General features: G+C 61.0%; 19 protein-coding genes. 13 read left to right on the top strand and 6 right to left on the bottom strand.

What is annotated here, in order from left to right; all coding sequences use genetic code 11:
* The first annotated feature begins 1 nt into the window (after position 1).
* Genes QZ460_RS07500 through QZ460_RS07490 form a run of 3 tightly spaced genes read left to right on the top strand, consistent with a single transcriptional unit; the run spans position 2 to position 4,225 of the window.
* Positions 2 to 2,011: a glycoside hydrolase family 97 protein gene (locus tag QZ460_RS07500; RefSeq protein WP_290540958.1), complete on the top strand. Its 2,010-nt coding sequence runs from the start codon at positions 2 to 4 to the stop codon at positions 2,009 to 2,011.
* Complete coding sequence (locus tag QZ460_RS07495) at positions 2,011 to 2,178, top strand: hypothetical protein (RefSeq protein ID WP_290540957.1); 168 nt, start codon at positions 2,011 to 2,013, stop codon at positions 2,176 to 2,178. The genes QZ460_RS07500 and QZ460_RS07495 overlap by 1 nt, the downstream gene beginning before the upstream one ends.
* 7 nt (positions 2,179 to 2,185) lie before the next feature.
* Complete coding sequence (locus tag QZ460_RS07490) at positions 2,186 to 4,225, top strand: calcineurin-like phosphoesterase C-terminal domain-containing protein (RefSeq protein WP_290540956.1); 2,040 nt, start codon at positions 2,186 to 2,188, stop codon at positions 4,223 to 4,225.
* Between the two features lie 323 nt (positions 4,226 to 4,548).
* On the opposite strand, the gene QZ460_RS07485 is transcribed toward QZ460_RS07490, so the two are convergent.
* Entirely contained in the window at positions 4,549 to 5,073 is a 525-nt protein-coding gene (locus QZ460_RS07485) for a GNAT family N-acetyltransferase (protein WP_290540955.1), read from the bottom strand.
* 216 nt (positions 5,074 to 5,289) lie between these two features.
* Here QZ460_RS07485 and QZ460_RS07480 point away from each other — a divergent pair, with 216 nt between their 5' ends.
* Positions 5,290 to 5,724, top strand: coding sequence for an Hsp20/alpha crystallin family protein (locus QZ460_RS07480; protein WP_290540954.1), 435 nt, complete (start codon positions 5,290 to 5,292; stop codon positions 5,722 to 5,724).
* A gap of 261 nt (positions 5,725 to 5,985) precedes the next feature.
* On the opposite strand, the gene QZ460_RS07475 is transcribed toward QZ460_RS07480, so the two are convergent.
* A complete protein-coding gene (locus tag QZ460_RS07475) occupies positions 5,986 to 6,831 on the bottom strand; it encodes a 4Fe-4S binding protein (RefSeq protein WP_290540953.1) in 846 nt (281 codons plus the stop codon).
* Between the two features lie 386 nt (positions 6,832 to 7,217).
* On the opposite strand from QZ460_RS07475, the gene QZ460_RS07470 reads away from it, so the two are divergent.
* Complete coding sequence (locus QZ460_RS07470; RefSeq protein WP_290540952.1) at positions 7,218 to 8,504, top strand: serine dehydratase subunit alpha family protein; 1,287 nt, start codon at positions 7,218 to 7,220, stop codon at positions 8,502 to 8,504.
* Between the two features lie 2 nt (positions 8,505 to 8,506).
* Positions 8,507 to 9,784 (top strand): histidine-type phosphatase, encoded by a 1,278-nt coding sequence (locus QZ460_RS07465; RefSeq protein WP_290540951.1) that lies wholly within the window; start codon positions 8,507 to 8,509, stop codon positions 9,782 to 9,784.
* Between the two features lie 370 nt (positions 9,785 to 10,154).
* On the opposite strand, the gene QZ460_RS07460 is transcribed toward QZ460_RS07465, so the two are convergent.
* From QZ460_RS07460 to pepE, 4 genes are all read right to left on the bottom strand, one after another.
* A complete protein-coding gene (locus QZ460_RS07460) occupies positions 10,155 to 11,381 on the bottom strand; it encodes a glycosyltransferase N-terminal domain-containing protein (RefSeq protein ID WP_290540950.1) in 1,227 nt (408 codons plus the stop codon).
* 112 nt (positions 11,382 to 11,493) lie between these two features.
* Positions 11,494 to 11,859 carry a YraN family protein gene (locus tag QZ460_RS07455; protein WP_290540949.1) on the bottom strand — a complete coding sequence of 122 codons (366 nt, stop codon included), beginning with the start codon at positions 11,857 to 11,859 and terminating at the stop codon, positions 11,494 to 11,496.
* Positions 11,859 to 12,701, bottom strand: a complete 843-nt coding sequence (locus QZ460_RS07450; RefSeq protein ID WP_290540948.1) for a prephenate dehydrogenase — start codon at positions 12,699 to 12,701, stop codon at positions 11,859 to 11,861. Before QZ460_RS07450 ends, QZ460_RS07455 begins: the two co-directional genes overlap by 1 nt.
* Before the next feature lie 15 nt (positions 12,702 to 12,716).
* Positions 12,717 to 13,418 carry a dipeptidase PepE gene (pepE, locus tag QZ460_RS07445; RefSeq protein ID WP_290540947.1) on the bottom strand — a complete coding sequence of 234 codons (702 nt, stop codon included), beginning with the start codon at positions 13,416 to 13,418 and terminating at the stop codon, positions 12,717 to 12,719.
* A gap of 178 nt (positions 13,419 to 13,596) precedes the next feature.
* Between pepE and QZ460_RS07440 the strand changes: the two genes are divergently transcribed.
* From QZ460_RS07440 to def, 7 genes are all read left to right on the top strand, one after another.
* Positions 13,597 to 13,833 (top strand): acyl carrier protein, encoded by a 237-nt coding sequence (locus QZ460_RS07440; protein ID WP_015546678.1) that lies wholly within the window; start codon positions 13,597 to 13,599, stop codon positions 13,831 to 13,833.
* Positions 13,834 to 13,882: 49 nt separating this feature from the next.
* Positions 13,883 to 15,130, top strand: coding sequence for a beta-ketoacyl-ACP synthase II (gene fabF / locus QZ460_RS07435; RefSeq protein ID WP_290540946.1), 1,248 nt, complete (start codon positions 13,883 to 13,885; stop codon positions 15,128 to 15,130).
* 37 nt (positions 15,131 to 15,167) lie between these two features.
* A complete protein-coding gene (gene rnc, locus QZ460_RS07430) occupies positions 15,168 to 15,947 on the top strand; it encodes a ribonuclease III (protein WP_290540987.1) in 780 nt (259 codons plus the stop codon).
* 428 nt (positions 15,948 to 16,375) lie between these two features.
* Positions 16,376 to 17,014, top strand: a complete 639-nt coding sequence (radC, locus tag QZ460_RS07425) for a RadC family protein (RefSeq protein ID WP_290540945.1) — start codon at positions 16,376 to 16,378, stop codon at positions 17,012 to 17,014.
* A 409-nt stretch (positions 17,015 to 17,423) separates the two neighbouring features.
* The gene (locus QZ460_RS07420; RefSeq protein WP_290540944.1) at positions 17,424 to 18,968 is read left to right on the top strand and encodes a glycine--tRNA ligase; all 1,545 of its coding nucleotides are present in this window, start codon (positions 17,424 to 17,426) and stop codon (positions 18,966 to 18,968) included.
* A 1-nt stretch (position 18,969) separates the two neighbouring features.
* Entirely contained in the window at positions 18,970 to 19,395 is a 426-nt protein-coding gene (gene ruvX / locus QZ460_RS07415; RefSeq protein ID WP_290540943.1) for a Holliday junction resolvase RuvX, read from the top strand.
* A gap of 124 nt (positions 19,396 to 19,519) precedes the next feature.
* Positions 19,520 to 20,065, top strand: coding sequence for a peptide deformylase (gene def / locus QZ460_RS07410; protein WP_290540942.1), 546 nt, complete (start codon positions 19,520 to 19,522; stop codon positions 20,063 to 20,065).
* Positions 20,066 to 20,069 lie beyond the last annotated feature (4 nt).

Below are 20,069 nucleotides of genomic sequence, written 5' to 3'. Positions count from 1 at the left end.
TATGAAGACATCTTTTTTGAAACTTGCCGCGGCACTGGCCGCAGTTCTCTGCACCGCCATGGGGTGCCGCAGCGACCTCGGGATTTCGTCGCCCGACGGTTCGCTCCGTCTCACGGCCTCCGAGCGCGACGGCCGCATCGGATATGCGCTGACCCGCAACGGAACTCCGGTGGTCGACTTCTCGACGCTGGGCTTCGAGTTGCAGAATGACTCCGCGCTGCGCGACGGGCTGCGCATCGACAGCTCTGCACGCGCCTCTTGCGACGAGCAGTGGCAGACCGTCTGGGGCGAGCAGCGTCTCGTGCGCAACCACTATAACGAACTGAAGATCTCGGTTTCGGAGCGCGAAGCGCCCCACCGCCGTTTCGACGTGGTTTTCCGGCTTTTCGACGACGGGATGGGCTTCCGCTGTGAATTCCCGGCACAGGACCAGCTTGCGGAGGCCGTCATCACGGAGGAGCTGACCGAGTTCCGCTTTCCGCGCGACCACCGGGCTTGGTGGATGCCCATGCGCGAACCCTACTACGAAAGCATCGCCCGCCATACGCCCATCTCGCAGATGGACACGGTGGTGACGCCGCTGACGATGGAGTGTGCCGACGGGACGTTCCTGGCCCTGCACGAGGCCGACCTGACGGATTACGCCAAGATGAACCTTCGGCCTGCCGACTCGACCACGCTGCGCTGCTACCTCACGCCGTGGTCCACGGGCGTGAAGGTCTATGCCGCGACGCCCTTCCGCACGCCTTGGCGTACGCTCATCGTGGGCGACACGCCGGGAGATCTGGTAACTTCGCGGCTGATGCTCAACCTCAACGAGCCGTGCCGCATCGAGGATACCTCGTGGATCAGACCCGCGAAATACATCGGCATCTGGTGGTCGATGCATCTCTTCCAGGAGACCTGGGCGCAGGGGCCCCGCCACGGCGCCACGACGGCGAACACGAAGCGTTATATCGACTTCGCGGCCGAGAACGGCATCCCGGGGGTGCTGGTCGAGGGCTGGAATATCGGCTGGGACGGCGAGTGGACCAGGAATACCGATGCGATCCGCTTCACGGAGGCCTGTCCCGACTTCGACATCGCGGCCATCACGAAATATGCTGCCGAAAAGGGCGTCAGCCTGATCGGCCACCACGAAACGGGCGCCAACACGAAGAATTACGAAGCCCAGCTGGAGGAGGCCTTCGCCTACTATAAGAAATACGGCGTCAACACCGTCAAGACGGGCTACGTGAATGAACTCATGGACGGCCGGGAGCTGCACGACAGCCAGTACGGAGTGCGCCACTACCGCCGTGTGATCGAGACGGCTGCCCGTTTCGGGATCATGATCGACAACCACGAACCGGTGATGCCCACGGGTCTCGAGCGCACGTGGCCCAACCTGATGACGCAGGAGGGAATCCGCGGTCAGGAGTACAACGCCTGGTCGCCCGACGGCGGCAATCCGCCCGAGCACACCTGTGTGGTCCCGTTCCTGCGCGGACTGGCCGGCCCGATGGACTACACCTTCGGCACGTTCAACTATGCGAATCCCGTTTCGCCTTTCGCCCGTCCGCAATCGACCGTCGTGCGTGAAATCGCGCAGTATGTGGTGATTTACAGCCCGCTGCAAATGGCTTCGGATCTGCCGGAGAACTACCTCGGACACAAGACTTTCGACTTCATCCGCGACGTTCCGACCGACTGGGAGCAGACCCTCGTGCCCGAAGCCGTGATCGGCGACTATGCCGTCTTCGCACGTCAGGACCGCCATTCGGAGGATTGGTACCTGGGCGCCGTGACCGATGAGGAGGCCCGCACGGTGGAGGTTGCCCTGACCTTCCTCAAACCCGGGGTCAGCTACACGGCGCAGATCTATGCCGACGGAGCCGATGCCGACTGGAAGACAAATCCTTATTCGGTGAACTACGAGGAACGCACGCTCACGGCTTCCGATACGCTGACCGTCCGGATGGCCTCGGGCGGCGGCTGTGCCGTCCGTTTCGTCGCACCCTCGGAGCGTTGATGACGACGATTGCAGCGCTGCTGAATCAGACCGGGGGCCGTGGTGTGAAGATGCGCGCGGTGGATGCCGGGCGTCCCGTTGCACGCCGCGAGCCGGCTCTTCTTCTGGGGGAGAACCCCGATCCGCCGGCCCGTGAGATCGGACACGGCGGAGAATTCAAAAACTGATACCGCAATGAAAAAACTCTTTTTAACCCTGCTTCTGGCCGCTGCCGCGGCGACACTTCGCGCACAGGTGGATTCGCTGGACTACCGCTGCGACTACTACTTTTCGAAACGCGCCGGGCAGGAGGCCGTCCCCGTGCAGCCGCAGGACATCGTGATGCTGGGCAACAGCCTCACTGAGCGCGGCTCCTGGTCGGAATATTTCCCCGACAGCCGCATCCTCAACCGCGGAATCGGCGGCGATTGCGTGGCGGGCATGATCGCGCGCCTGGACAGCATCGTCGCCGGAAAGCCCCGGGCGATTTTCCTGATGGCGGGCGTCAACGACCTGATCTTCTCGACAATCGCTCCCGAAGTGCTGCTCGGCCAATACGAACGGCTGCTGGACGCCGTCCGTGCGGCCTCGCCCCGAACCCGGGTCTACATCGAGAGCCTGCTGCCGCTCGACGAGGAGCGGAACGCGCAATGGTTCACGGGCAAGAATGCCCGCATCGAGGCCTTCGACCTCCTGCTGCGCGACCTGGCGCACCGTCGCGGGCTCACCTACATCGATATTCGGAGCCGAATCATCCGCGATGGGAAGATGCCGGCGGAGTATACCGTGGACGGCATCCACCTCTCGCCCGCAGGATATGCCCGCTGGCGGGAGGCCATCGCGCCCTACATCGCGCCCGAAGGGGCCCGCTGCGGTACGGTCCGCTGCGAAGGCCGCGCCGTTCCGGGTGTCGTGGTGAGCGATGGCGACCGCTGCGCCGTGACTGATGCCGAGGGGCGTTTCACGCTTCCGCGCAACGACCGGGCCCGCTTCGTCTTCGTCTCGACGCCCGCGGGCTATGCTTCGCCCTCGGACGGGAGCGTCGTGCGCTTCTACCTCCCTGTCGATGAGGAGCGCACGAGCTATGATTTTACGCTGCAGCGCAACACCCTCGACGACACCCGCCACGGCTTTGTCGTCACGGCCGATCCGCAGATTTTCGCCCGCAAGGAGTTCCGCCTGCTCGAAGAGGCCGCCGAGGACATCCGCCGCACGGTGCAGGCAGCCGTCGCCGACCGCCGGCCGATGCACGGTATCTGCGTGGGCGACATCACCTCGGGCGACCATGCCTTCTACCCGGAATACAATGCCGTCATGGACCGCGCGGGCATCCCGTTCCGCAACGCCATGGGCAACCACGACATGAAAATCTGGGGCCGCTCGTTCGAAACCTCGCTGGCGCCCTACGAGGCTGCCTACGGTCCGTCGTACTACTCCTACAACGTGGGGCGGGTCCACTACGTCGTGCTGAACGACAACTTTTTCATCGGCCGCGACTGGTATTACATTGGCTATCTGGAGGAGCGGCAGCTGCTGTGGCTCGAAGAGGACCTCAGGCAGGTCGCTCCGGGCACAACGGTCGTCGTGGCGCTTCATATCCCTACGATGTACAAAGACAAGCAGACGCGGCCGTTCGACTATCCGTCGGCCAAACGTTCGCTCTGCAACTACCGCGCGCTTTACGACCTGCTGGAGCCCTACAACGCCCACATCGTTTCGGGACATATGCACACGATGGAGAACAGCGACATCCGCCCGGGGCTCTACGAACACAATGTCGCGGCGTTGTGCGGGGCCTGGTGGCAGGGGCCGATCTGCACCGACGGTACTCCGGCGGGATATGCCGTCTTCGAGATCGACGGCGACAGCGTCGCATGGTACTATAAGGCTACGGGCGAGCCGCGCGACTTCCAGCTGAAGATCTACGATGCGAAGGACGACCCGTCGTTCGCGGGGCGTATCGTGGCCAATGTCTGGAACTGCGATCCCTCGTGGCAGGTCGAGATGCATGCCGACGGCGGCCAACCCGTGCCGATGGAGCGCATGACGGCCGTCGATCCCCAGGCCCGGGCGCTCTATGCCGATCCCTCCAGGCTCGATCACAAATGGATCACCGTGATTCCCTCGGACCACTACTATGCGGCTCCGCTGCCTGCTGGCGTGCGGCGCGTACGCGTCACGGCCCGCGACCGGTTCGGAACTGTTTACCAGGCTGAAAAAAGAATCAGACCGTGAGAAACGCTTCTCCCTCCCGCCTCTTGCCCCTTGCCTTCGGGCCGCAGACCGCGGGATCCTCTTCACGGCCGCGTACGGCCGCCTGCTGACTGGGCTGCCGCCGCACGGGCTGAAAGCGCAGGGGCGCTGCCACACGGGCCGAATACGGGCTGCCGCACGGGTCGAAAGCACAGGGTTGCCGCCACACGGTCGAAAGCACCGGGCTACCGCCATACGGGCCGAAAGCACAGGAGCGCTGAGACCCTCGACTCGAATAGGGGCATATATACCATGAAAGAACCCGGGGTGTGGGCCCCGGGTTCTGGTTTTTCCTGTCGGTGTGTTCAGAGGCGTTTTTCGTAAGCCAGCCGTTCCCCGCTCCGATAGGCGACTTTCCCGCAATAGGTGAATCCCGTGCGTTCGAGCAGCCCCAGCATGGTCCGGTTGTCGAAGTTGGTGTCGATGCGAAAGGACCTGACGCCGCGTTCCCGGGCGAGAGCCTCCACACGCTGCAGGAACTCCGTCGCCACGCCGCGGCCCTGTTCTTCGGCGGCAACCGCCATGCGGTGCACCAGCACATAGGCCTCGTCGGTGAGCCATTGTCCGTCGATGGAGTCATAGGCCGGTTCGCCGTCGAACACCACCGCACCGTAGGCAATCACGGCGAGCGGTCCTTCCGTGGCGGGTTTGCACAATATATATCCGCAGTTGCGGCCGATGTCTGCCGAGATATGTCCCGGGGCGGGGTATCCATCCTGCCACTGGCGGCTGCCCGCCGCGTTCATCCGGGCCTGTGCCTGACGGATGATCTGCATGATGCGGTCTGCTTCGCAGGACTGTGCCTGCCGGAAAATCAATTCTTTGTCCATGTTGCAAAAATAGAAAAATATTTGAAATGCCACTCTGTCAGGACAATTTTTCTGCCTTTTCGGCCAATTTGCGCCTTGTATGTGACATTTTGTGACATTTTTTCATTTTTCGAGGACTGGCATAGGATTTGACCCTATCGGATTCGGAAGCGCTCCCCGAGGGGTGCGGAAATGATACGAAATGTTAAACCAAATAAAACCAAGGAGGACAAAACTATGGTACCTGTAAGACGTAATCAGAACTGGCTGCCGAGCATTTTCAACGATTTTCTGGCCAACGACTGGCTTGCCGAACGCCACAACACCACGGCTCCGGCCGTCAACATCATTGAGGACGAAAACGAATACAAGGTGGAAGTCGCCGCACCGGGCATGACCAAGGAGGATTTCAAGGTGCATCTCAACGAGGACAACGAGCTGATCGTCATGATGGAGAAGAAGACCGAGCAGCCGGAGGAGGAGAGGAAGAAGGGCACCTACCTGCGCCGCGAGTTTTCCTACACGAAATTCCAGCAGAGCCTGCTGCTTCCCGACAACGTCGTGCGCGAGAAGATCGAGGCCAAGGTCGAGAACGGCGTGATGACCATCGAGATTCCCAAGAAGAAGGAGACGGAAGCCGCCGTTGCGGCCCGCCAGATCGAGGTCCGATAGCCTGCATCCATTCTGCAATGAGGGAGAATCCGTCAAACGGGTTCTCCCTTTTTTTGACGGGCCGCCGGGGATGGTCCGAGCCGATGGGGTGGCGGGACAGGACGGGCCGCTGCCGGGAGTGCCTTCCTGCGCACCTTGCGGCGGAAAGGACGATCCTTTCCGGGAGCGGAAAGTCGTGCTTGACGCTTACTGATCTATTTCACAGATCGGTAAGTGTGTTCAGTTTGTGCGCCGCTGGAGATGCGTGGCGTTCGATCGTGATTATAAAAGCGTTACGGGAGGTTTGCGTCGGGCGAAGTTGCGTGCGAGGGCCTCGGCGAAGGGGGTGTGGAAACTCCGTGCTTCGACCGGACACCCCTTGACGCAGGCGCAGCAGCGGATGCAGCGTGCCGGGTCGGTGTGCTCCTCATCGCCCCGAGCGATGGCCTGCGTGGGGCAGATCGCGGCACAGCGGCCGCAATGGGTGCAGCGGTCGGCATTGCATGCGGGCAGGTAGACGACCGGATTTTTCTTCTGCCGGCGGCGGTACCCCATGACGAAGCGGATGAAGCGCAACATCGGCACGAACGGTGTGCGCACATCCTTCAGCCGGACGGCGTCGACTGGTGTCGGCGTTCCTGCCGCGAGCTTTTGGCGCACCGCAGTCCCGAACTCCGCGGCCCGGACGAGGTCCTGCGCATCGGGGCGCCCTGCGGCAATCGGGGTTCTGTGGGTGCTGTACGAGTGCTCGCCGACGAATGCCGCCGCGGCCACGGGTACAAATTCCTGCCGTGCGGCGAGGTCGGCCAACTCTGCGGCGGCCTTTTCGAAGGCTCGGTTGCCGTAGACTGCAATCACCACGGCGGGCGTTCCCGCACCGTGGAGCGTTTCCAGCCTTTTTACGGCCGTCGGGGCCACATGTCCCCCGTAGACGGGGGCTGCGATGACCGCCACAGTGCCGGCGGACAGCGCGGCGGACTTTGGCGCGACATGCGTCAGGTCGATGGTTTTCAGGGCGGCGGATTCGGTCCCGGCGCCGGAGGCGATGCTTCGGGCTACAGCCTCGGCGATTTTTTTCGAAGTGCCCGTCGGCGAGAAGACGACGGTGCAGACGCTTTCCGGTTTCATGGTGTTGGGTGTTGACTTGCGGACAAAGATACGAAAAAGTCGGACGAGTACAACCCCGAAGCGCATCCGCTCCGGCAAAATGCTGCGGCGGATAAAAGAGCGGTCGCGGCACCCAAGATACGAAAATACCGTGCTCCGGGCCTTTTGTCGCGGATTCCGGCCCTCGGACCGATCCTTGCCTGCGACTTTAGCCGACCGGCATCTTCCCCCAGCCCGTCCTGCGGGGCCGTGACGCAGGCCGAACCGCGGTTGCAGGCGGGGGATTCGCCCGTGGAGGCTTTACGTGCGCGGTTTTTCGGATTTTTCGGATTTTCCGGACAGGAGTCGGTTTTGATACTGTAAAAGTGTCGAAAAATTGTTATCTTTGGCTCACAACCTGGAATAGTATGGTACCTCAGACTGAACGCAAACGAATCATTGACCTCATCAACCGGGAGGTGGTCCCCGCCATCGGGTGTACCGAACCGATTGCCGTGGCGCTCTGTACGGCTCGTGCCGCAGAGACGCTGGGAGAGGAACCCGAAAAAATCACGGTGCGCCTGAGCGCCAATATCCTCAAAAATGCCATGGGCGTCGGAATTCCCGGCACGGGGATGATCGGGCTGCCGATCGCCATAGCCCTCGGGGCGCTGGTGGGGCGCTCGGAGTATCAGCTGGAGGTGCTGCGCGACGTGACGCCCGACGCCGTCGAACGCGGGCGCCAGATGATCGACCGGCGGTGCATCGCGATTTGCCTGAAAGAGGGCATCGAAGACAAACTCTATATCGAGACGGAGGCCGAAGCCGCCGGCCACCGGGCCGTGGCGGTCATCGCCGGAGGACATACCTCCTTTGTCTTCGTCAGCCGCGACGGCGAGACGCTGCTTGACAAGCGGAGTCCGACGGCGGGCGACGGTGAGGAGGAGGAGGTGCCCCTGACCCTTGCGCGTGTGTGGGATTTCGCCATGACCTCGCCGCTGGACGAACTGCGCTTCATCCTCGAAACCAGCCGCCTGAACAAGGCTGCCGCCGAACGCTCCTTCGCGGGAGAATTCGGCCACTGCGTGGGCCGCACGCTGTGCTGCGACCGCGAGCGCAAGGTGATGGGCGACAGCGTCTTCACGCGGATCCTCTCCTACACCTCTGCCGCCTGCGACGCCCGCATGGCCGGGGCGATGATCCCCGTGATGAGCAACTCGGGGAGCGGAAACCAGGGCATCGCCGCGACGCTGCCCGTGGTGGTCTATGCCGAGGAGACGCACGCCTCGGAGGAGCAGATGATCCGGGCGCTGACGTTGAGCCACCTCACGGTCATCTACATCAAGCAGAGCCTGGGGCGCCTGTCGGCGTTGTGCGGCTGTGTGGTGGCGGCCACGGGGTCGAGCTGCGGCATCACCTACCTGATGGGCGGCGGCTACGACCAGGCGGTCGCGGCCGTGAAGAACATGATCGCCAACCTGACGGGCATGATTTGCGACGGGGCCAAGCCCAGTTGTGCGATGAAGCTCACGAGCGGCGTGTCGACGGCCGTGCTGTCGGCCATGATGGCCATGGACGGACATTGCGTCACTCCGGTCGAGGGGATCATCGAGGAGGATGTGGACAAATGCATCCGCAACCTCACCGCCATCGGGCGCGACGGCATGAACGAAACCGACCGTCTCGTACTCCGAATTATGACCCACAAATGTTGATTATGAAATACCTTACACTGAAAACCCGTCTGCTGGCCCTGCTGCTGCCGGCTGCAACCTGCGCCTTTGCGCAGTCCCTCCCTGACCAACTGGTCGCCCGTCCCGAACTCACCGCGGGCATCTACCACTCCTACGAGTATCGGCCCGGTCCGGAGGTTCCGGTTCCCGCCGGCTATGAGCCCTTCTACATCAGCCACTACGGCCGTCACGGAAGCCGCTACCACACGACGGAGGCGGTCTATGCCGAGCCGCTCGCCGCATTGCGCAAGGCCGACGAGGCCGGGGTGCTGACCCCCAAGGGCCGCGAGGTGCTGGCCAAGGTCGAGGTGCTGACTGCCGATGCCCGCAAACGCTACGGCGACCTTTCGCCCCGCGGCGTGCAGGAGCTCCGCGGCATTGCCGAGCGGATGTTCGCCGCCTATCCCGGGGTCTTCTCGACCGACGGGGGCCGCGTGTGCCGCATCGAGAGCCGCTCGACGCAGGTTCCGCGCTGTATTTTGAGCATGGCGGCCTTCAACGAACGCCTCAAGGAGCTGAATCCCGCGATCAGCACCACGCGCGATGCGAGCGCCCGAGACCTCTGTTATCTGGCCAACGGACCCTCGCTCAAGAAGAGCGGCCAGGAGGCTTCGGCGGTTGCGGACAGCCTGATCCGCGTGCGCGTGAACCCCGACCGGTTCGTGCGGGGGCTCGTCTCTGATCCCGGGTGTATCGACAAGCCGCTGGAGTTGATGGAGGATCTTTTCCTGCTGGCAGCCATCACGCAGGACGTCAGCCATCTGGGCATCGAACCTTTCTATGAAATCTTCACACAGCAGGAACTCGCTACGCTGTGGGAGTGCGACAACCTTCGCCGCTACCTGATCATGGGCCCCTCGGCTCGCTTCGGCGATCCGCTCGTTGCCGATGCCGGGCCGCTGCTGCGCAATATCGTCGAGACGGCCGACCGTGTCGTTGCAGGGGAGTCGGACCTTTCGGCCTCGCTGCGTTTCGGCCACGATACCTATGTGGTTCCGCTGCTGGCGCTGCTGCGCGCCGAGGGAGCCTGTGCCCGCGTGGAGTCGCTCGACGACGTCGCTGCGGCATGGAACGCCTATGCGGTGACCCCGATGGGTACCAACGTCCAGTTCATCTTCTTCCGCAATCCCGAAACGGGGGACGTGCGTGTCCGCGTGCTGCATAATGAGCGCGACGCCAATCTGCCTCTCGCCGGAGGGCCCTACTATCCCTGGAAGGAGCTGAAGAAATACAGCGAAGCGCAGTACGGGGCGGAGAACTGACAACCGACGGATCGATCTGGCTCTGGGGCGGGAGTGACCGCCCTTGAGCGATCGGCCCGTTGCTGCTGCCGCTTCTTCGGGGAAGCTCCGAAGGGCTTCGGTTGCCTTTGAAGGGTTTCGGACGGCTCGAAGGGCTTCGGTTGCCTTTGAAGGATTCCGGACGGCTCCGTGAAGAGGAGCACGCCACGAGGTCTCCGGCGAAGACGGTCTGCCGTCCGGATGCCCGCACTCCCGGGATTGGGAACGGTCGTTTGTCCCGCAAACTGTTAACGGGGCGGATGGATTTGCGTGATGCACGCTCCATCCGCCCCGTTTTTTCGGTGTGCGAATCTCACTCGCCCGGCCGGGAAGACAGGTCCCTGCCGGCGGTTCAGTGGAAAATTGTTTTGACGATGATGCCTGTGGCTCCCTGATGCCGGGTGGTGTAGTCCTTGGCGATGCGGCTGGTTTTCAGCAGGAAATCCTCGTTGTCGCGCAGGGGCACGAACCACGTGCGCAACTGCTCGTAGTCGGTCACCGAGCGGGCGGCCGCGAGCGTCACCAGGTCACGGGCTTCCTTGAATTTCAGGTAGTTGGGTCCGAAGGCCACCGGGAGCCCGAATGTCGCGGCTTCGAGTGTGTTGTGGATGCCGGCGCCGAATCCGCCGCCGATATAGCTCCAGGTGGCATATCCGTAGACCGAGGCGAGAATACCCACCGTGTCGAGGATCAGCACCTGCCGCGAGCCGTAGCTCGTGCGGGGCGTGCATTGCGTGTAGCGCAGGGCTCCGTTCTTGATCTCGGCCATCAGCCGCGCGATGCGCGACTCGTCCATTTCGTGGGGTGCAACGACGAATTTCACATCGGGATTGTCGTTTATCAGCCTAATCAGCAGTTCTTCATCCGGCTCCCAGGTCGATCCGGCCACGAACAGGCGCTTGTCGCCCTTGAAGCGGTCGATGACATCGATGCGTTTGGCCGTGTGGGCGATCTCCGCCACCCGGTCGAAGCGCGTGTCCCCGGCCACCAGCACGTTGTCGAATCCCAGCGTCGCCAGCAGTTTTTTCGACTCCTCGTTCTGCACGAACATCACGTCGAACGACTCCAGCGCCTGCCGCCACATGCCGCCGTAGGGGCGGAAGAAGACCGAATTGCGGCGGAAGATGGCCGACACGACGTAGGTGCGGATTTTCCGGCGGCGCAGTTCGCGCAGCAGGTTGAGCCAGAACTCGTATTTGACGAAGATGGCGATTTCGGGATGTGCGGCGTCGAGGAACCGGCGGGCATTGCCCGGCGTGTCGATCGGCAGGTAGAAGATGTAGTCGACGCCCTTGTAGTTCTTGCGGATTTCGTAACCCGAAGGCGAGAAGAAGGTCAGGAGAATCTTGTATTCGGGGTGCGTCTTGCGGATCTGTTCGATGATGGGGCGGCCCTGCTCGAACTCTCCGAGCGACGCGACGTGTATCCAGATGACCCGGTCCGTCGGGGCGATTGCCTCGCGCATACGGAGGAAGAGGTCTTTGCGGCCTTCGATCCAAAGGCGGGCCTTCGGATGGCGCGGAGCCACGAGACGGATGGCCCAGACGTAGAGAATCAGACCGAAATTATAGAACCACATCGGTATTTACGGTGTTGAGTTTTCAGTTTCTAACGCCCGCGCCCGGTAACCCGACCTCAGGCTGTTTTTTTTCAGTCCGGCAAAGATAGCATAATTTGTCGGAACTGCAAAATTACCAATTGTATTCCAGCGCGTTTTCAATCAGTTCGACGCGGATGCCGCCCTTGTCGTCGACTTCGGCGGCCGCCAGGTCGAACTGCACTTCATCCTCCCAGCCCGTGACGCCCAGGTAGCAGGTCGCGGCGCGGGACAAGGCCCGGAACTTACGCTGTGTGGCGGCGCCCTCGGGAGGAGTGAGCGACCCGGAGTGGCGGGTCTTGACCTCCACGAAGTGCAGCACGCCGTCCTTGCGGGCCACGATGTCCAGCTCGTAACGACCCTGCCGCCAGTTGAGTGCGCAGATCTCGTATCCGGCACTTCGGAGGTATTCCGTTGCGGCACGTTCGCCGGCCCGGCCTGTTTCGGCTGTCGCGTTCATCAGTGGATGATGCGTTGGATGGTGTTGGCGCGCTCCATGGCGTTTTTCAACCCCTCGGCGTCGTCGCGTTCGAGCATCCGGCGCATGATCTGCAGCTGGTGTATGTGTTCGCGCAGGACATCCAGCACGTTGTATTTGTTGCGCAGCAGGATCGGGATCCACGTTGCCGCCGAACTCTTGGCTAGACGCACCGTGCTCTCGAAACCGCCGCCCGCCAGGTCGAAGATGTGGCGCTCCTCGCGCTCCTTTTCGAGCACCGTGAGCGCCAGTGCGAACGAGGTGACGTGCGAGATGTGCGAGACATAGGCCGCGTGCAGGTCGTGCTCTTCGGGGTCCATGTAGACGGCCGGGCTGCCCAGCGTGCGGAAGATCCCTTCAACCGTGGCCAGGGCGTCCTTGTCGCTCCGCACCGTGTCGCACAGCACGACGCTGCGGCCCGTGAAGGCACCCCGCTGGGCGGCTTTCGGCCCGCTGTATTCCGTGCCCCACATCGGGTGCGCGGCGACGAAGCGCCCGCGGCGGGCGTGCATCGAAATCACCTCGCACAACTCGCCCTTGATCGACCCCATGTCCATGACCACCTGCTTGCCGTCGGCACGATTGAGCGCCTTGACGGCCATCAGCGGGATGGTGTCGACAGGGGTGGCCAGCACCACGAGGTCAACTTCCGGAATCCCCTCCTCGAAACCCACGATCCGGTCCGCAAGGCCCAGCTTCAACGCCTCGGCGGCGTGTTCTTCGGAACTTTCGACCCCGAGTATCTCCTTCGCGATGCCGTGGTCGCGAAGGGCCAGGGCGAACGAGCCTCCGATGAGTCCCAGACCCGCAATCAGTACTTTCATAAACGATATACCTATTTATAATAAAAACGACAGGTCGCCGCCCGGCTCGACCTCGAACGTCTCGACCCCCTTGCGGAACATCCGCATCGGGCGGTTGCCGATCAGTTCCAGTTTTCCGTCCTCGTAGCGCAGCATGCATCCTTCGCGCAGTCCGGCCACCCAGCGGCGCGGATTGGCCTCGATATACTCCAGAATGCGCTGTTCGCGGGTCTCCCCGGCGTGTCCCGCGGGGTTGGCGTCGAGGTAGTGGGGGTTGATCTGGAATTTGATGGCCCCGATGGCCTTGAACGACTCGGGCTCCACGATGGGCATGTCGTTTGTCGTCGAGATCGTCGGGCAGCAGACGTTGCTGCCTGCCGACCAGCCCACGTAGGGCGTTCCGGCCTTGATTTTGCGGAGGATGGCCGTCATCAGCCCCTGCTGCTGCATCTTTTTGGCCAGGGCGAACGTGTTGCCGCCCCCGACGCAGATCGCTTCAGCCTCGCGGATGAGTGCGGCTGGATCCTTGGCCCGGTGTACCGAACGCAGGCGGATGCCCAGTTCGGCAAAACGCGCCTGCACCTTTTTTTCGTAATCGGCGTAGGAGAACGTGACGGCCGCGTAGGGGACGAAGACGATTTGGCGCACCCCGTCGAGAAAACGCCCTATTTCCGGGAGCGGATAACGCAGGTATTCCTCGCCGGCATTGGTCGAATTCGAGATTAGAAGCAATTTCATAAGGCTATGGTTTTGAGCGTATTAATTAAATTTTTGTGCTAAATGTCGAAAAAGTTGTGAATAAAAAAACAGGCTCTTTTGTCAAAAGTAATAAAAAAAGTGTTACTTTTGCGCAAAATTGCTCTGGAAATGTAAAAGAACTATTTCCAAATAATTGTTTAACTAAAAAATTAAAATTATGTCAGAAGTTCAATCAAAAGTTGTCGAGATCATCGTCGACAAGCTGGGTGTTAAGGAGTCGGAGGTAGTACCCGAAGCAAGCTTCACCAACCACCTGGGCGCAGACTCGCTCGACACTGTAGAGCTGATCATGGAGTTCGAGAAGGCTTTCGATATCCAGATCCCGGATGAGGACGCTGAGAAGATCGCTACCGTTGGCGACGCAATCTCGTACATTGAGGAGCACAAGAAATAATTACCCTTAGACAACTTTTTCATTTCACGACTGATAAAGCCTTAAATTTATGACAGAAAGAAGAGTAGTTGTTACGGGCATCGGTACGATAAACCCGCTCGGTAATAGTATAGAGGAGTATTTTTCGAATCTGGAGAAGGGAGTCAGCGGTGCCGCACCCATTACTCATTTCGATGCCGAAAAGTTTAAGACCAAGTTCGCTTGTGAAGTAAAAAATTACGATCCGAACCAGTATTTCGACCGTAAGGAGGTGCGTAAGTACGACCTCTTTACGCAGTATGCCCTGATCGCGGCCACGCAGGCCGTGGAGGATTCTGCTCTCGATCTCGAAACGGTCGACAAGGAGCAGGTGGGCGTTATCTGGAGTTCGGGCATCGGAGGAATCAAATCGTTCTTCGATGAGTGTGTGGGCTGGGCCGCAGGGGACGGAACCCCGCGGTTTAGCCCGTTTTTTATTCCCCGCATGATTTCCGACATCGCGGCCGGTTTCATCTCCATGAAGTACGGCTTCATGGGTCCGAACTACTGCACGGTATCGGCGTGTGCTTCGTCGAACCACGGCATCACGGCTGCTTTCGACGCCATCCGTTACGGCAAGGCCGACGTTATGGTGGCCGGCGGTTCGGAGGCTGCGGTCAACGAGCCTTCGGTCGGCGGCTTCAACTCCATGCAGGCGCTTTCGACGCGCAACGACGATCCGCAGCACGCTTCGCGCCCCTTCGATAAGGACCGCGACGGTTTTGTGATCGGCGAGGGTGCCGGTGCGCTGATTCTGGAGGAGTACGAGCATGCCAAGGCGCGCGGTGCGAAGATCTATTGCGAGGTCGTAGGCGGAGGTATTTCGGCCGACGCTTACCACTTCACGGCTCCGCATCCCGAAGGAAAGGGGGCCATGAAAGCGATGCGCGACGCCATCAAGGACGCGGGCATTGCCCCTGAGGATATCGACTATGTGAACGTGCACGGAACGTCGACCCCCGCGGGCGATATTCCCGAACTGAAGGCCGTAGCCGGCGTTCTGGGCGACCATGTTTACAACGTGAACATCTCCTCGACCAAATCGATGACGGGACACCTGCTGGGTGCTGCCGGTGCGGTGGAGGCTCTGGCCTGCATTTTCGCGCTGACGCACGGTGTGGTTCCCCCCACGATCAACTGCGAGAACCTCGATCCCGAGATCGACGAAAAACTGAATCTGACGCTTAACGTGGCGCAGAAGCGCGACGTGAAGTGTGCGTTGAGCAACACGTTCGGATTCGGCGGTCACAACGCGACGGTTATTTTCCGCAAACTCTGATCCTTGTAACGTCCGAGGTGCCGTGATTGACTTTTTACTGCGTCCTATCCGACGGAATTTCGGGCGTGACCGGGCATATTACAGAATTGTCGACGATCTGTTCGGGTTCATTCCGCACAACGTCGAACTCTACAAGCTGGCTTTGATTCACAAGTCAGCTTCTTTGGTTTTGGAGGACGGCCGCGCGATCAACAACGAGCGTCTGGAATATCTGGGCGACGCTGTGATCGAGGCCGTGACTTCGGACTATCTGTTCATCGAATATCCCGATCGCGACGAGGGTTTCATGACCCAGTTGCGGTCGAAGATCGTCTCGCGGCAGTCGCTCAATGCCCTTGCCGTGAACCTCGGGCTGGATGTCCACGTGATTTCGAACGGCGGCACGGGTATTACCCAGAAGCATATCTATGGTGACGCCTTCGAAGCGATGATGGGGGCGGTCTACCTCGATCAGGGCTATGACTTTGTCAACCGCCTGCTGATCAATAACATCTATTTCCGCTTTCTGAATCTGGAGGAGCTGACCGAGTCGGAAAGCGATTTCAAGAGCCGCCTGATCGAGTGGAGCCAGAAGAACCGCCACCAGGTCGAGTTCCGCACGGAACACGATAAGGAATACGCCCCGAACCACCCGGTTTTCTACTGCACGGTGCTGGTCGACGGCATGGAGGTCGGCCATGGCGCCGGGGATTCGAAGAAGGAGGCCGAACAGCATGCGGCATTTTCCGTGTCGCAATACATGAGCGACGAACAGTGCGCGTCGCTGCTGGACAAGGTTGACCGGTTGGAAGATTCCCGCTTGGAAAGCGGGTTGTAGCGTCCGGAGAACCTGTTGCACGCTCGCTCCGGTCCTGCGCCCGGGTCTTGGAGAGAAGAGAGGGAGGGGGAGAAGCCTTGGGGCCGGTTTCAGCCACGGTCCGCTGATGACGGTTCCGGTTGGCCCGGTTGCTTCGGCCGCTCTGACCGCTCCGGTTGTTCAGATAGCTTCGACAGTTCCGGTTGACCCGGCTGCTTCGAAGGTTCCGGTTGGCTCAGTTGCATCGACCGCTCTGACCGCTCCGGTTGGCCTGATTGCTCCAGTTGCTTCGGCCGTCCCGGCCGTCCCGGCTGTCCCGGTTGACTCGGTTACTTCGACTGCCTTGACTGCTCTGACTGCTCCGGTTGTTCAGATAGCTTCGACAGTTTCGACCGCTCCGGCTGTCGGAATGAAAACGGAATAAATTCGTAGAGAGTCACCTCACTTTTATGAAGAATATCCTCGATAAGATGGCGCCCCGGGGTGTGGAAGCCTTGAGCGACCGGGAGTTGCTGGCCCTGCTGACCGACGACGAGCAGTTGGCCGAGGCGGTGCTTTCGGCCTGTGGCGGGTCGCTGGCGCGTATCGGCGACCAGCCCGAAGCCCGCCTGCGCATGGTCGGGGGGCTGGGACTGAAACGGGCGCGGCTGCTGTTGGCCGCTGCGGAATTCGGACGCCGGGCAGCCGCTTCCGGGGATTCGGGGAGCGATTTCATCAATACGGGCGACGATGTGGTGCGTCTGTTCCGGCCGCAGCTGGAACGCCTTTCCTACGAGGAGTGCTGGGCAGTCTATCTCACCTCGTCGAACCGGATTATCGAACGTTGCCGCATCAGCCAGGGCGGGGTGACCGCCACGGTCGTCGACCACCGGCTGATTGTCAAACGGGCGCTGGAACTGCTGGCTACACAGCTGATTCTGGTGCACAACCACCCTTCGGGGACGCCCGAGGCCAGCGGGCAGGACAAGGTGCTGACCGAGCGCGTGGCGCGCGCCGCGGCCCTGTTCAATATTCGGCTGCTGGACCACATCATCATCGCCCGCGACGGCGATTTCTCGTTCCTGCGCGAAGGGCTGATAGGGCGCTGAGCTTCCCGGCAGGCAAGTAAGATAAACGGCGGTCCGACAAGGTCCGCCGTTCGTTTTTCGGGCGCTGATCGTGTCGCAGGAAGAGCCTGTTCCCGGTGATTTTCGCGAGGCCTTTCCCCTCCGTGACATTTTTCAAACAAGTCCCCCTCCCGAAAAGTCTCTCCGAAAAGTCCTCCCCGAAAAGCCCCCCCCCCGAAAAGTTCGGTTCGGGAATGGCAACCTCCCGACCGCTTTTTTGTCCGGTGTCGTTCCGTGAAGAGATCCGGTTTTCTCCCGCACGAAAACGCCGATGCGTTTTTTCCGGTTGTATGTCGCCTCTCTCGCAAAATAAAATCCCTGTCGGGGATCCTTGTTGTCATTTATTTTGTATTTTTGTGAGTTGGAAAATCAGTTAACAACAGAGAATACGATGACTCAGGAAGAACTTTTCAAAAAGCTGGTAGCGCATTGCAAGGAGTACGGATTCGTGTTTCCTTCGAGCGAGATCTACGACGGTCTGGGAGCCGTGTACGACTACGGCCAGAACGGCGTGGAGTTGAAGAACAACATCAAGCGATATTGGTGGGATTCGATGGTCAAACTGCACGAGAACATCGTCGGCATCGACGCCGCGATCTTCATGCATCCCAAGACGTGGGAGGCCTCGGGCCATGTGTCGGCCTTCAACGACCCGCTGATCGACAATAAGGATTCGAAGAAGCGTTACCGCGCCGATGTGCTGATCGAGGACTGGATGGCCAAACAGGATGAAAAGATCGAAAAAGAGGTCGAGAAGGCCCGCAAGCGCTTCGGCGCCGATTTCGACGAGGCCAAATACCGCGAGACGTCGCCGCGCGTGGCGGAGACCGCGGCCAAACGCGACGAGGTGCACAAGCGTTTTGCCGATGCGCTGAACGCCAACGATTTGGCGGAGTTGCGCCAGATCATTGTCGACTGCGAGATCGCCTGCCCGATCTCCGGTACGCGCAACTGGACCGAGGTGCGGCAGTTCAACCTGATGTTTTCGACCCAGATGGGTTCTACGGCCGAGGGAGCCAGCACCATCTACCTGCGTCCCGAGACGGCGCAGGGTATCTTCGTCAACTTCCTGAACGTCCAGAAAACCGGCCGCATGAAAATCCCGTTCGGCATTGCGCAGATCGGCAAGGCCTTCCGCAACGAGATCGTGGCCCGTCAGTTCATCTTCCGCATGCGCGAGTTCGAGCAGATGGAGATGCAGTTCTTCGTGCGCCCCGGGACCGAAATGAAGTGGTGGAACGAGTGGAGGAACACCCGCATGGCCTGGCACCGTGCGCTGGGCTTCGGCGACGACAACTACCGCTTCCATGACCACGACAAACTGGCCCACTACGCCAATGCCGCGACGGACATCGAATACAACTTCCCGTTCGGGTTCAAGGAGGTCGAGGGCATCCACTCGCGCACGGACTTCGACCTGGGCAGCCACCAGAAGCTGTCGGGCAAGAAGTTGCAGTACTTCGATCCGGAGACGGGCGAGAGCTATGTGCCCTATGTGGTCGAGACGTCGATCGGCGTGGACCGCATGTTCCTGCAGGTGATGTCGGCGGCCTATACCGAGCAGACGCTCGACGGCGGCGATTCGCGTGTCGTGCTGAAATTCCCGCCCGCACTGGCTCCGGTCAAGGTGGCCGTGCTGCCGCTGGTGAAGAAGGACGGCATGCCCGAAGTGGCTCAGAAGATCGTCGACCTGCTGAAATACGATTACAATGTCGTCTACGACGAGAAAGACTCCGTGGGCAAACGCTACCGCCGTCAGGATGCCATCGGCACGCCGTTCTGCGTGACGGTCGACGGTCAGACGCTGGAGGACGGAACCGTGACGGTCCGTCACCGCGATACGATGGAGCAGGAGCGCGTCAAGATCGAGTCGTTGCCGGCGCTCGTCGACGAGGAGTGCTCCTACCGCAAGTTGTTCCGGACGCTGCATCTCTGATTTGGGACGCATTCTTGCCATAGACTACGGGACCCGGCGCACGGGAATCGCCGTGAGCGATCCCCTGCGCCTGATCGCCGGAGGGCTGGAGACGGTCGAGACGAAGGAGCTGGAGGCCTGGCTGGCAAAATATTTCGCCCGGGAGGACGTTAGTACCATAGTTGTGGGAAAGCCCTCGCGCATGGACGGCACGCCTTCGGAGACGTGGAGGTTCATCGAGCCGCTGGCCGGCCGCCTGCGGCGGGCGTGGCCCGATAAGGAGGTGGTTTTCCACGACGAGCGCTTCACTTCGGTGATGGCCCACCGCACGATGCTCGAAAGCGGTATCGGCCGGATGGCCCGTCGCAATAAGGCGTTGGTGGATAAGATTTCCGCCACGATTATCCTTCAGTCCTACATGGAATTTATTTCACGTGATAACGGCTGAATCGCACGCTTCGGCGGTGCTCCCCGAACGGGCGTTGTTTGACGCGGCCCGTGCGTGTGCCGCGGAGCGAAACCTCCGAATTCAGTCCGTTGGGACGGGAGACGGAACGAAAAAAGTTTAGTTTATGATATACCCGATTGTGATTTATGGGGACGAGGTGCTGCGCCGCAAATGCGAGCCGATTGCGCCCGATTACCCCGATGTGAAAAAACTCGCCGAGGACATGTTCCTCACGCTCGAGGAGGCCGAAGGCGTCGGTCTGGCCGCGCCGCAGATCGGCAAGGATATCCGGCTGTTCATCGTCGACTGCACCCCGTGGGCCGAGGAGGACCCGTCGTGTGCCGACTACAAGCGGGCCTTCGTCAATCCCGAGATTTACGCCTACTCCGAGGAGAAGAAGACCTACAACGAGGGCTGCCTCTCGTTTCCCGGAATCCATGCCGACGTGCCCCGCTCGCTGGCGATCCGCATGCGCTACATGGACACCGACTTCGTCGAGCACGACGAGGAGTTTACGGGACTCAAGGCGTGGGTCATCCAGCACGAATACGACCACATCGAAGGAGTGGTCTTCACCGACCGCATTGCGCCCCTGCGCCGTCAGTTGCTCAAGAGCAAGCTGCTGAACCTCGCGAAGGGGAAATACCGCTGTGCCTATAAAACTAGATAGATAG

It is taken from the genome of Alistipes sp., from assembly GCF_020026455.1.
Taxonomy (GTDB): Bacteria; Bacteroidota; Bacteroidia; order Bacteroidales; family Rikenellaceae; genus Alistipes.
This window is presented reverse-complemented; position numbering and strand designations above follow the sequence as displayed.